The sequence below is a fragment of the Gaoshiqia sp. US2 genome (genome assembly GCF_059705485.1).
In genome coordinates this window covers 3,703,441-3,716,510 of sequence record NZ_AP048550.1, presented here as the reverse complement: position 1 = coordinate 3,716,510, position 13,070 = coordinate 3,703,441, and the positions used below count along the sequence as shown (strand labels likewise).

Here is a 13,070-nt window from a genome sequence, read left to right as displayed (position 1 = left end):
TCCGGGATAGGGTATTTTTGTTTTTCTAAGACAAGGAGACTGATTTTCGCTCAAAAAACAGAAAAATGAGAACAAGTATTAATAATCTAAAACCGGGAGAAAAGGGAATTATCAGAAACTTCGCAGTTGATTTGGTTCCGGTAAAGCTCCAGGAAATGGGTTGTTTGCCGGGAAACGAGGTGCAGTTAATTCAGTTGGCCCCGTTTAATGATCCGCTGTTTTTGAATATCAACGGGAACTACCTGGCCATCCGCAAGGAAACTGCCGCGCTAATCGAAATTTCAAAAGTCTCGTGAAAACAGAATGGGCAAACAACTCAACGTAGCGCTTATTGGGAATCCGAATACCGGAAAAACATCGCTGTTTAATCAGCTTACCGGCTTAAATCAGAAAGTCGGAAATTACCCGGGGATTACGGTCGAAAAAAAAGAGGGAACCTGTAAATTACCAAACGGGTCAAAAGCTCATATCATCGACTTGCCCGGGACTTACAGCTTGAATGCTTCGTCGGCCGACGAACAACTGGTCGTTGAGCTTTTACTCAATAAAAATCACCGGGATTATCCCGATCTGGCGGTAGTCGTTACCGATGTGGAGAACCTCAAGCGCAATTTGATCCTTTTTACCCAGGTAAAAGACCTTCAGATTCCGGCGATTCTGGTGGTCAACATGGCCGACCAGATGGAGCGCCGCGGAATTTCGATTGATGTGGATTTGCTTGAGAAAAAACTCCGGACAAAAGTGGCAGTTGTCAGCTCCCGTAAAAATACCGGGATCGACCATCTAAAAGAATTGATCGAAGAATACCGGCAATTACCCGTTTCAGGCTGTTTGTCCATCCCGGATATTGATCCTTTATATTTTGAGCGATTGCAAAAAGAGTTTCCGATGCAGGAAATATATCCTCTTTGGCTGGTTGTGTCGCAATCGCTACAGTTGGAGAAGATAGACGAGGAACTCAAAAAAGTACATGAATTTTCAGAAAAAAATACATCCGAAATACGCCGGTTACAGCAAAAAGAAACCATTGCCCGTTATCTGTTTATCAATCGCTTTTTAAAAGATGCTTACCGGGTCGATATTTCCGGGGCCAACGATTGGCGGGGAGTTATGGATCGTATTCTGACCCACAAAGTAGGGGGCTATTTGGTATTTTTTGCCGTGATGTTGCTCATGTTTCAGGCGATATATAACTGGAGCAGTGTCCCGATGGATTTTATTGATGAGTCGTTTGCTTTCTTCAGCGAATGGATCGGAACGCATTTGCCCGAAGGCGCCTTTACCAGTCTTCTTGCCGAAGGAGTGATTCCCGGCATAGGAGGAATCGTGATTTTTATTCCTCAAATTGCGTTTCTTTTTTTGTTTATTTCCCTGTTGGAGGAGAGTGGTTATATGAGCCGGATCGTTTTTTTGATGGACCACATTATGCGGCGTTTTGGGCTCAGCGGAAAAAGTGTGGTGCCGCTGATTTCCGGAACAGCCTGTGCCATCCCGGCTGTGATGGCCACCCGAAACATCGAAAACTGGAAGGAACGGCTGATTACCATCCTGGTTACTCCCTTTACCACTTGTTCGGCACGTTTACCGGTTTACCTGATTATCATTGCTTTGGTGATTCCCGACCGGAGCGTCGGCGGTTTTAATCTTCAGGGCTTAACGCTGATGTCGCTGTATCTGATGGGTTTTGGTATGGCGGTTTTTTCGGCTTATGTGTTAGATAAGATCATAAAAAACAAAACCCGCACATTTTTTGTAGTTGAGATGCCCGCATATAAGCTGCCGTTGTTCAAAAATGTGCTGTTTACAGTGATCGAAAAGACGAAAAGTTTTGTTTGGGTGGCGGGTAAAATTATATTGGCCATTTCGATCGTATTGTGGTTTCTGGCGTCCAACGGCTATTCGGACGAATTTCACCGGGCCGATGAAATTGTTCGTTCGCAATCCGAAAATAGCGAACTCAGCGAACAGGAAATACAAACAGCCGTTGCTTCTTTTCAGTTACGCCACTCCTATATCGGGGTTATTGGCCGGGCAATCGAACCGCTTATACGGCCGTTGGGCTACGATTGGAAAATTGGGATTGCTCTGGTCAGCTCATTCGCAGCCCGCGAAATTTTCGTGGGGACGCTGGCCACCATTTACAGCGTGGGAAGCGACGAAGAAGGAACCATAAAAGAACGAATGTCAAGCGATATGAACCACCGAACCGGAGAGAAATTGTTCAACTTTCCAACCGGTATTTCCTTATTGCTTTTTTACGCCTTTGCCCTGCAATGTATGAGTACGATGGCGATTGTAAAAAAAGAAACCAACAGTTGGAAATGGCCGTTGATTCAATTGATGTTTATGAGCGGGTTTGCGTATCTTGTTGCCATGACGGCTTACCAGCTGTTAAAGTAATGGTTGAGGGACAATTAAAACCGGATTGATTTATGTGGGATATACAGGAAATATTGGTCTATCTGGCAGTTGCCGCCGCTGTATTCTTTTTAGTCAAAAAATACTTTTTCAAAAAGAAAAATAAAAGAAACAAGGTTTGTGGCGGGACAGATTGCGGTTGTCATTAGTTTTTCTATTATTTTGGTGGCTTAAATCCGGATATTGATGAAAGAATACAGACAGGATACTGGATCGGCGCCCATAGATAGTCTCCTCTCTTTTGAAGATTTATTCAAATTGTATTATCCCCGGCTGAAGAAATATGCGTATTATTTTCTTCGCAATACCGAGGAAGCTGACGATCTGGTGCAGGATGTTTTTTATCAGTTCTGGAAGAAAAAAAATTTATTGGATCGCCGGAAAAACATCTCTTCTCTTATCTTCACCATGCTTCGAAACCAATCGTTTTTTTGATATACGACGTTGGAAAACTGCCGAAAACGTATGCAATATGAACCAGATAACCGGAATGCGCTATGTTGATAAGAACACCGGGCAACTTGTTACCATTACGAATGATTATAAGAAAAAATTCACAACAAGGGACTATCTTTGGCCGATTCCGTATAATGAGCGGCAACTCAATTCGAATCTGACTCAAAACTCCGGGTATTGATAAATGAGGAGAACAGTCAAATTATAATCGATTGAATTAAGAATTATTAGCGAGTCCTTGTGGTCCCGGATTTCCCAGGCTGCAAGGACTTACCTGTTGATTCCAAATAACATACCGGATACCATCGGCTGGTTGAACTTAGGCTATTGCAGGGAAAAATTCATAAAACAGTAAATTGAACTATGAACACCTTAAAAAATTTATCTTTCAACAGCAAAAAGCCGCTTGGTGCGGCTGTTTTGCTTTGTAGTATGAGTCTGGTTTACGGCCAGCAGGCTTTGCCAAAATCAAACGAAAATCGCAAAAATGTAATTTTGTTTTTGGTTGACGACCTAAAACCAAACCTGGGTTGTTACGGCGATCCGGTTGCCGTAAGCCCGAATATCGACAAGCTGGCAAGCAGAGGCGTACGGTTTAATAAAGCCTTTTGTAACCAGGCAGTTTGTATGGCCTCACGCTATAACATCATGCTGGGATCCCGGTCAACAAGTACCGGCCTCTACAATTTTGGAACCGAGTTTCGCGATGCTTATCCTGATGCCGTCACCCTGCCGCAATATTTCATGAAGGCCGGTTATCATGCCGAATCGATGGGAAAGGTGTACCATATCGGGCATGGCAACACCAATGATGAAGCATCCTGGAGTATCCCTCACTATAAAGAAAAGGTCATTGAATACCTGGTTCCCGGAAGTACCAACCGGGATCTAACCCGGGAAGAAGCCTACTTTGAAAATACACATCTGTATTTCGAAAATTTTCCGCCAAACAGGGAGTTGCCACGCGGGGCCGCCTGGGAATCGCCCGATGTTGTTGACGACGCTTATGCCGACGGACGTGTGGCCCGGCATGCGATTGACCGCCTGCGCGAACTAAAAAAAAAGCCGGAACAACCGTTTTTCATGGCGATCGGGTTTGCCCGGCCTCATTTGCCTTTCAGCGCTCCAAAAAAATACTGGGACCTATATAAGCCTGAAGAACTTCCCATGCCCAAATACGAAAAAGATCCCGAAGGAGCGCCCCGTTACGCAACAAAAAGAGGTGGCGAAATTGATCAGTTTAACCCCATTCCTGTCGGCCAATACGTTTACGCCGATTCGTTAACCCGGAAACTGATTCATGGCTATTATGCTTCGATGAGCTATATGGATGCACAACTTGGACGGGTGATGGATGAGTTGGAACGTTTAAACATGCTCGAAAATACCATTATTGTTTTGTGGGGCGATCATGGCTGGCATTTGGGCGACCACGGCTACTGGACCAAACATACAAACTACGAACAGGCCAATATCATTCCGTTAATCATGGTGGCCCCCGGTGTTGCCAAACCGAACACCTCTACCGGTCAGCTTGCCGAAACCGTTGATATTTATCCGACTTTAGCCGAATTGGCCGGATTGGAAAAGCCCAATGTGCCCCAGCCAATGGATGGAACGAGCCTGGTTCCGGTTCTTGAGAATACGGAGCTCCGGGTCAGAGATCATGCTTATCATGCTTTCCCCAAAGACGGATACCTGGGCCGCGCTATCCGGACCGACCGCTATCGGCTGGTAGAATGGACGAGCCTGAATAATCCCGCAGAAGAGAAAGGTTATGAGTTGTACGATTATTTAAATGATCCGCTGGAAACTAAAAATATTTACAGCGATAATAAAAAGGTTGCAGCCGCGTTAAAAGCCATTCTGGCTACACACCCCGACGCTAAAAGACAGTTTCAAAAAGGGAGAAAATAGGCATAACGTATTTACTGCAGGTATTTACTTCTACTTTGACGCAATACCAATTAATCGGACAACCGTGTAAAAAAAAAAGAGGTTTCGCATGAGTTAATTTGGTTGGTTTGTTTTAATATGGGTATCATTAAATACAGGAGGTGTCCTGAAAAATAACATGTATAAGATGCGAAAAAATTTATTGAGAGTTCACTGGTGTCTATTAAAAAATGTTAATTCAATTAGAAGTCCAAATGCAGTTGGCAATCGCTATCATCATAGGCCTTATTTTCCCTCGGAGCCAAGAGTTCTTGAATGGGATCCTTGACCAGCAGGGAATTACCAAGGATACGCATGACCTCCACAACAGGTCTGCCCAGTTTGAGGTCGTGTTCAATAATAGCGACAAGACAGTACGTGATGATGGCGACATGTATCTGTATGCGGACCGCATTCTCGGATTCTCCCCAAAAGGATTTGACACGGAGATGCTGCTTGATCCATTTGAAAAACAGCTCCACCTGCCATCTGTAACGGTAAAGAAGAGCAATTTCATTTGCTTTGAGGTAGAAGTTGTTGGTGTAGTAGGTGAAGGCCCTTCCAAGGTCAGGGGCATAGAATACGATGCGTCTGAGCGAAACCGGATAGTTTCCACTGTTTCGCTTTCCTGTAAACCTAACCGTTTGGTCCCGCAGGACATTGTCATCTCCTTCAAGCATGTCATCTCCTTCCGTAATTTCATAATCAGGGCGGGACTTCTCCCGTATGATGAAGAAAGCTCCGGCCAGCTCAATTGCGTAGAGTCTGGAGAGATCAAAGTAGCCTCTATCAAACACATAGCAAGCGTGCCGTTCGTATGTAAACCAGTCCATAGACTTGGTGTCATGCACATTTGCATGGCTGATTCTGTAGAAGACCGGTATTTCAGTGGCAATATCAATCTGGGTATGAATCTTGATGCCAGACTTTGTGCTCCTAAACTTTGCCCATCTAAAGACCGACATGCACAGGTCGATGGTAGTGGAATCAATGGCATAGAACCTTCCGTGGAGTTCAAACTCTTTGGTGATACGTTTGGCCTGGGCAATAGACACAATGTAAAAGGCAAACTTCTCAAAGATCCCATGGTCTCTAAGGCTGTTTGCTTTGGAAAGAACGCTTCTGTTGATGGGAACCTTTCCAAACCCGAGGTGAAAAGATCTTTTGGCATGAGCAATAGTGACATCTGTGAGTTCTCTAAGACTATGGCAGCCTATGAGCTGGCCGTACATGATAACCAGCATATGGCTCCAGTAGGATGGTGCCATTCTGACTGTCCTGTCTTTGTGTTTTATTACCAGTCGTTCGAAGTAACGTTTCGGGAGAAACTCCACAATCTGTGCGAAAACATATTTGCCAACGTTCATACTTGTTCCAATTTGTACCTGAGTACAAAGGAACAAATTTCAAAAGGGCGACAAGGTTTTGAAAAGCTAGCATGCTGTGCATAAAACAGATATGAGGCATTTTAACAAAAATTAATAGACACTAGTGTTGAGAGTTTTGTGTTTTTCATTGGCTGGCTTTATGCTCCAGTCGTGCCAACCGGCGGCTGAAACAAGTCCGGAAACAATCACTACCGAACTTCGTGCTCCGGCTTATCCGCTGATCACGATTGATCCGTACACATCTGCCTGGTCAATGTCCGACCGGCTTTTTGACCGGCCGGTGAGCCACTGGACCGGGAGAACCCATTCCCTCATTGGGGCCATCCGGGTCGACGGCGAGGTTTACCGTTTCCTCGGGAAAGAGGATATCCCCTTAAAAACCTTGTTACCAATGGCCGTCGAAGAAAAATGGGACGGGAAATATAGCCTGAAAACTCCCGGAGACGGATGGGAACAAGCTGGCTTTAACGACGGGAAATGGTTAACCGGCCAAGGAGCCTTTGGAACAGCCGGTCACCAGGTTGCCAACACGGTTTGGGACACCAAAGAAATTTGGGTTCGCCGGGAGTTTGACCTGCCCGAAATTTCACCGGCAGCAGATCTTTTTCTGGTCTATTCGCACGATGATGATTTCGAACTTTTTCTGAACGGAAAAGAGATCGTTAATACCGGTAACCGGGCCAAAAGAAATGTGGTGCTGAAGATAGACGCATCATGGCTAAACAGTGGTGGCAAAAATGTCATTGCCGCTCATTGTTACGATCGGGGAGGCCTGGCTTATGTTGATTTTGGGATTTATACAGAAAGTGACCGCAAAGAGATTTTTGCCCGGCCGGCCATTCAAAATCAGGTTTCCCTGTCAGCCACCCAAACGCATTATCACTTTAGCTGCGGTCCGGTTGATCTGAAGTTGCAGTTTGTATCGCCCCTGTTGCCCGAAGATCTGAATCTTTTATCGCGCCCGGTGAATTATATTAACTATGAAGTGGTTGCTACCGACGGCAACCCGCACGATGTGCAAATCTACTTCGAAGGCACGCCTGAGTGGGCTGTGAACGAACCCACCCAGGAGGTGGAAGTTACAAAAGGGCAGATCGGCAACATTCGTTATGCGAAAGCCGGGACCACCGAACAGCCGGTTTTGGGCAAGGGCGGTGACGATATCCGGATCGATTGGGGCTATTTTTATTTAGCAGCCAATCAAAGTGCAAAATCGTCAGTGGGTATAGGTGAATACTTTCAAACGAAAGCCGCGTTTGCCGAAAAAGGAACTGTTGATAGCGACGGCAAAATAGTGGGCAAGCCAAACAGCTCGATGCCGGCGATGGTTTTTGTTGAAAATATAGGATCCGTTTCGGCGCAACCGGCAAACGGTTACCTCATGCTGGCTTACGACGATGTGGAGTCGATCCGGTATTTTGGAGACAACCTGAAAGGCTGGTGGACCAATAACGGAACAGTAAGTATAAGCGATGCTTTGCAGGCTGCTTCGGCAGAATATAAGGAGGTAATGAGCCGCTGTGCCAAATTCGACAACCAACTGTGGAACGAAACGCTTGAAGCAGGTGGTAAAAACTATGCCGACCTGTGCGTGCTGGCTTTCCGTCAGTCGGTTGCAGCCCACAAACTGGTGAAAGACACACAGGGAAATATTCTGTTTTTATCGAAAGAAAATTTCAGCAACGGCTCCAATGGTACCGTGGATGTTACTTACCCGTCGGCGCCGCTTTATCTTAGATATAACCCGGATCTGTTGAAAGGGATGCTGAACCCGATTTTCTATTATTCTGAAAGCGGAAAATGGACCAAGCCTTTTGCAGCGCACGATGTGGGAACCTATCCGCTGGCCAACGGCCAAACCTACGGGGGCGACATGCCTGTTGAAGAAAGCGGCAATATGCTGATTTTAAACACGGCGATTGCTGCGATGGAGGGAAATGCCGATTATGCCGCTGCACACTGGGATGCTTTGACAACCTGGGCAAACTACCTGCTCGAAAACGGGCTTGACCCCGAAAACCAGTTGTGTACCGACGACTTTGCCGGACACTTTGCCCACAATACCAACCTGTCGGTCAAAGCCATCATGGGCATTGCCGGATACGGTCGGTTGGCAAAAATGCTGGGTAAAGAAGAAATAGCTGAAAAATACACGTCCGAAGCCCGGCGCATGGCGCAGGAATGGATGACGATGGCCGATGACGGCGACCATTACCGGTTGACATTCGATCAGCCCGGAACCTGGAGTCAAAAGTATAACCTGGTGTGGGATAAACTGCTGAAGCTGGATATCTTCCCCGCAGAAGTGGCCCAAACCGAAATCGCGTATTACCTGACCAAACAAAATAAATACGGTCTCCCGCTCGATAACCGACGGACCTACACCAAAAGCGACTGGATTGTTTGGACAGCTACTCTGGCCAGTGACAAGGAAACTTTCCGGCAGTTTATCGACCCGCTCCATGCTTTTGTCAGCGAAACGCCCGACCGGGTTCCGATGAGCGACTGGTACGAAACCCCCGATGCCAAGCAAGTTGGTTTTCAGGCTCGTTCGGTAGTGGGCGGATATTTTATTAAATTGCTGGAAAATTGAAAAAAATAAACCTGATCAAAAGTCTAACCCTTGTTGAATAAAATTACATCAATTATGAAATACCTGAAATTTTTGTTCATCATAGCAGTGGCCGGTTTGTACCTGGTTGGTTGCAGCGAACAGAAAGATAAAAAAGAGAGTTGTATCAATCTGAAAGCTGAGGATTTTCAGACCATCATCAACGGGAAGCAAACCAATTTGTATTTTCTGCAAAATGGAGATCTTTCGGTGGCGATTACCAATTACGGGGGAAGGATTGTGGCGCTTTGCGTACCCGGTAAGAATGGCGAAATGGCCGACGTCGTTCACGGCTTCAGCAGCATCGGCGGCTACCTCAATGCAAACGAAGTTTTTCACGGGGCGCTGATCGGTCGCGTGGGAAACCGGATTGCCCGTGGTAAGTTTCACCTGAACGGCGAGGAATACAGCCTGCCCCTGAATAACGGCGTCAACCATTTACATGGAGGCCCGGGCGGCTTTCACAACGTAGTGTGGGAGGTGACGACGGTCACCGATTCGTCGGTGGTGTTGGCCTATCTTTCGGTTGACGGCGAGATGGGATACCCCGGTAACTTAACTGTGGAGGTGAAATATACGCTGACTTCAAAAAATGAAGTGAAAATAGATTACCGGGCGACCACCGACAAAAGCACACCGGTAAATCTCACAAACCACGCGTTCTTTAACCTGGCTGGCGAAGCCGGCGGAACGATAAACGACCATTTGTTAATGATAAATGCCGATTATTACACGCCGGTTGATTCAACTTTGATTCCTTTCGGAGAAAATGCTCCGGTGGAAGGAACTCCGTTCGATTTCAGAACAGCCAAACCAATCGGGCAGGATCTGCATCTACAGGCAGAAAACGAACAACTAAAGAATGGCCTGGGCTACGATCATAACTTCGTGCTAAATCAGTCGCAACCGGGACAAATGACTCTGGCGGCGGTTGTAGTGGAGCCAAACAGCGGACGTAAAATGGAAGTTTTCACCCAAGAGCCCGCATTGCAGTTTTACGGGGGTAATTTTATGGATGGTTCTGATGTTGGCAAGTACGGGAAAACATTCAATTTTCGCGAATCATTTGCCCTGGAAACGCAACATCTTCCCGATTCACCCAACCAGGAGCAATTTCCGTCGGTAATACTTCACCCGGGCGAAGTATATCAGACCAGTTCTGTTTATCAGTTCAGTATTGTAAAATAATAGCGGCAGTATACAAACCGGAAAGAATTGACAGAACACGAACATACTTGTTGTAAGGCCAAAACCTTGACTATTAACTTTCGTTAACCTTACTTTTGGCTTCTTAACGATTGTTTGCCTTATCTTTGTTTCAGCAAGAAAGTAGTGTTACATACATAATTTTTTTCATAGAATAAGTTTGGTTGAGTTAGAAAAAGGATGGTGCCCCCCATCCTTTTTTGTTTAAATCTCCTGTCAGAAATTCCTCGGCAGCTTCGTTATCCTGAATAATTTTCAGGTTAATTTCTGATCATCAGACATTTTGTCTTTTTGTTTCCCGTTTTTCTTCTGTGGCTGATTATTTGAAATGAAAAGAGAACCGTCAACTTATGATTCTGCCGGTTGACGGCTATAATGAATAAATGAAGCAATGAAGGAGGAAAACGATGAACTTTAATCATTTCACCATTAAATCGCAGGAAGCATTACAACATGCTTTCGAAATAGCCAGTGGTAAACAACAGCAGGCCATAGAAAACGGCCATGTGCTGAAAGGTTTGTTGTATGCCGCCGGTAATGTGACCGGTTATCTGTTAAAGAAACTCGGCGTCAATCTTCCGGTTTTTCAACAGGCCCTCGACCGCATAGTCGATACTTACCCGAAGGTTTCGGGCGGAGAACAATACTTGTCGGGAGATACCAACAAAGCCCTGCAAAAATCGACCGACATTTCCCGGAAAATGGGCGATCAGTTTGTGTCGGTTGAGCATATTTTGCTGGCCCTGCTCGAAACCGGCGATCCGGTTTCGGGCCTGATGAAAGACAACGGCATCACCCGCAAGGACTTGGAAGCGGCAGTTGCCGACCTGCGCAAAGGGGCGAAGGTGGAAAGCCAGACTGCCGAAGATCAGTTTAACTCGTTAAACCGGTTTGCCATTAATTTGAACGAACGCGCGCAAAACGGAAAGCTTGACCCGGTGATTGGACGGGATGAAGAAATTCGCCGGCTTTTGCAGATCCTTTCCCGAAGAACAAAAAACAACCCGGTTCTGATCGGAGCGCCCGGAACCGGCAAAACAGCGATTGCCGAAGGATTGGCTCACCGGATTGTACGCGGCGACGTGCCCGAAAACCTGAAAACGAAACAATTGTTTTCGCTCGACATGGGCGCACTGATTGCCGGCGCCAAATACAAGGGCGAATTTGAAGAACGCCTGAAGGCCGTGGTCAATGAAGTGATTAAGGCCAACGGTGAAGTGATTTTGTTTATCGATGAAATACATACGTTGGTAGGAGCCGGCAAAAGCGAAGGAGCCATGGATGCGGCCAATATTCTGAAACCGGCCCTGGCCCGGGGAGAATTGCGCGCTATTGGCGCCACCACCCTCGACGAATATCAAAAATACTTTGAAAAAGATAAAGCGCTGGAACGGCGTTTTCAAATCGTCATGGTAGATGAACCGGATACCCTGAGCGCCATTTCAATCTTAAGGGGCCTGAAAGAACGTTACGAAACCCACCACCGGGTGCGGATTAAAGATAACGCGATAATTGCAGCCGTGGAGCTGTCTCAGCGCTATATTTCAGATCGCTTTTTGCCCGATAAGGCCATTGACCTGATGGATGAGGCCGCTGCTAAACTTCGGCTTGAAATGGATTCGGTTCCGGAAGAACTGGACGAGATTGAACGTAAAATCAAACAGCTTGAAATTGAACGGGAGGCGATTAAACGTGAAAAAGACGAACTGAAACTGGCCTCGCTAAACGAAGAAATTGCCAATCTGAAAGAAGAACAGTCGCGGTACCGGGCGCAGTGGGAACTCGAGAAATCATTGATTGACGGGATTCAGCAAAATAAAACGGAGATCGAAAACCTCAAGTTCGAAGCCGAACAGGCCGAGCGCTCGGGCGATTACGGACGGGTGGCCGAGATCAGGTACGGAAAAATCAAAGAGGCCGAAGAAAAAATTGTCCGCCTGCAAAAAGAATTGCAGTCTGTTCAGGGTGATTCGCTGATCAAAGAAGAAGTGGATTCGGAGGATATTGCCGGCGTGGTTGCCCGTTGGACCGGTATTCCGGTGTCGAAGATGATGCAGAGCGAACGGGAAAAATTGTTGCATCTTGAGGAAGAATTACACAAACGGGTGGTTGGCCAGGATGAAGCCATCCGGGCGGTGTCTGATGCTGTCAGACGAAGCCGGGCCGGCTTGCAGGATGAAAAAAGGCCAATCGGGTCGTTTATCTTTCTGGGAACCACCGGCGTGGGGAAAACAGAACTGGCGAAGGCCCTGGCTGAATATCTGTTCGACGATGAGAACATGATGACCCGGATTGACATGTCGGAATACCAGGAAAAATTCTCGGTTACCCGGCTCATTGGCTCTCCGCCGGGATATGTCGGTTACGAAGAAGGCGGACAATTAACCGAGGCCGTCCGGCGAAAACCTTATTCGGTGGTGTTATTCGATGAAATTGAAAAAGCCCATCCCGACGTATTCAATGTTTTGTTACAGGTATTGGACGACGGCCGTTTGACGGATAATAAAGGACGGGTGGTCAACTTCAAAAATACGATCATCATTATGACCTCCAACCTGGGCTCTCATCTGATTCAGGAAGGTTTTGAACAGGTGAATGAACGTAACAGCGGCGAAGTATTCGAACAGGTGCGAAAAGCGGTTTTCGAATTGCTTCGTAAAACAATCCGGCCCGAATTTCTGAACCGGATTGACGAAACCATTATGTTTACCCCGCTAAGCCGTGAAAATATGAAAGAAATTGTTTTGATCCAGTTCGACCGGATTGTAAAACGGATGGCAAGCCAAAACCTGAAACTGGAAATGACCGATCGGGTGGTTAACTGGCTGGCGACGGTAGGCTACGACCCGCAACATGGCGCACGCCCGGTAAACCGTTTATTGCAACGTTATGTGCTGAACGAACTGTCTAAACAAATCCTTTCCGGAAATCTTGGTGTCGACCAGACAATCCGGATTGATGTGGAAGATGATGAATTGAAGTTTACGGCCAACTAAGGATAAGAGGAGCCAGACTGAATGGATCGCACAAACAGACCCCGCTCATTGCCGAACCGG

General features: G+C 46.6%; 10 protein-coding genes. 9 read left to right on the top strand and 1 reads right to left on the bottom strand.

What is annotated here, in order from left to right; genetic code table 11:
* The first annotated feature begins 65 nt into the window (after positions 1–65).
* The 6 genes from AC6H3C_RS14980 (at position 66) to AC6H3C_RS14955 (ending at position 4,791) form a co-directional block, all read left to right on the top strand.
* Entirely contained in the window at positions 66–296 is a 231-nt protein-coding gene (locus tag AC6H3C_RS14980; protein WP_497516211.1) for a FeoA family protein, read from the top strand.
* Positions 297–303: 7 nt separating this feature from the next.
* Complete coding sequence (gene feoB, locus AC6H3C_RS14975) at positions 304–2,400, top strand: ferrous iron transport protein B (protein ID WP_497516210.1); 2,097 nt, start codon at positions 304–306, stop codon at positions 2,398–2,400.
* Positions 2,401–2,432: 32 nt separating this feature from the next.
* A complete protein-coding gene (locus AC6H3C_RS14970; protein ID WP_497516209.1) occupies positions 2,433–2,567 on the top strand; it encodes a FeoB-associated Cys-rich membrane protein in 135 nt (44 codons plus the stop codon).
* 37 nt (positions 2,568–2,604) lie between these two features.
* A complete protein-coding gene (locus AC6H3C_RS14965) occupies positions 2,605–2,853 on the top strand; it encodes a sigma factor (RefSeq protein WP_497516208.1) in 249 nt (82 codons plus the stop codon).
* Entirely contained in the window at positions 2,753–3,055 is a 303-nt protein-coding gene (locus AC6H3C_RS14960; protein ID WP_497516207.1) for a RagB/SusD family nutrient uptake outer membrane protein, read from the top strand. The genes AC6H3C_RS14965 and AC6H3C_RS14960 overlap by 101 nt, the downstream gene beginning before the upstream one ends.
* 182 nt (positions 3,056–3,237) lie before the next feature.
* Complete coding sequence (locus tag AC6H3C_RS14955; RefSeq protein WP_497516206.1) at positions 3,238–4,791, top strand: sulfatase; 1,554 nt, start codon at positions 3,238–3,240, stop codon at positions 4,789–4,791.
* A gap of 221 nt (positions 4,792–5,012) precedes the next feature.
* On the opposite strand, the gene AC6H3C_RS14950 is transcribed toward AC6H3C_RS14955, so the two are convergent.
* Entirely contained in the window at positions 5,013–6,176 is a 1,164-nt protein-coding gene (locus tag AC6H3C_RS14950) for an IS4 family transposase (protein ID WP_497515873.1), read from the bottom strand.
* A gap of 124 nt (positions 6,177–6,300) precedes the next feature.
* Between AC6H3C_RS14950 and AC6H3C_RS14945 the strand changes: the two genes are divergently transcribed.
* The 3 genes from AC6H3C_RS14945 (at position 6,301) to clpB (ending at position 13,010) form a co-directional block, all read left to right on the top strand.
* Positions 6,301–8,790, top strand: a complete 2,490-nt coding sequence (locus AC6H3C_RS14945; RefSeq protein WP_497516205.1) for a glutaminase family protein — start codon at positions 6,301–6,303, stop codon at positions 8,788–8,790.
* 54 nt (positions 8,791–8,844) lie between these two features.
* A complete protein-coding gene (locus AC6H3C_RS14940; RefSeq protein WP_497516204.1) occupies positions 8,845–9,996 on the top strand; it encodes an aldose epimerase family protein in 1,152 nt (383 codons plus the stop codon).
* Positions 9,997–10,421: 425 nt separating this feature from the next.
* Entirely contained in the window at positions 10,422–13,010 is a 2,589-nt protein-coding gene (gene clpB / locus AC6H3C_RS14935) for an ATP-dependent chaperone ClpB (protein ID WP_497516203.1), read from the top strand.
* Positions 13,011–13,070: the final 60 nt, after the last annotated feature.

Coding starts and splice junctions, on each gene's coding strand:
- feoB (WP_497516210.1), top strand. CDS start 304: ATGGGCAAACAACTCAACGTAGCGCTTATTGGGAATCCGAATACCGGA.
- AC6H3C_RS14950 (WP_497515873.1), bottom strand. CDS start 6,176: ATGAACGTTGGCAAATATGTTTTCGCACAGATTGTGGAGTTTCTCCCG.
- AC6H3C_RS14955 (WP_497516206.1), top strand. CDS start 3,238: ATGAACACCTTAAAAAATTTATCTTTCAACAGCAAAAAGCCGCTTGGT.
- clpB (WP_497516203.1), top strand. CDS start 10,422: ATGAACTTTAATCATTTCACCATTAAATCGCAGGAAGCATTACAACAT.
- AC6H3C_RS14980 (WP_497516211.1), top strand. CDS start 66: ATGAGAACAAGTATTAATAATCTAAAACCGGGAGAAAAGGGAATTATC.
- AC6H3C_RS14965 (WP_497516208.1), top strand. CDS start 2,605: ATGAAAGAATACAGACAGGATACTGGATCGGCGCCCATAGATAGTCTC.
- AC6H3C_RS14960 (WP_497516207.1), top strand. CDS start 2,753: ATGTTTTTTATCAGTTCTGGAAGAAAAAAAATTTATTGGATCGCCGGA.
- AC6H3C_RS14970 (WP_497516209.1), top strand. CDS start 2,433: ATGTGGGATATACAGGAAATATTGGTCTATCTGGCAGTTGCCGCCGCT.
- AC6H3C_RS14940 (WP_497516204.1), top strand. CDS start 8,845: ATGAAATACCTGAAATTTTTGTTCATCATAGCAGTGGCCGGTTTGTAC.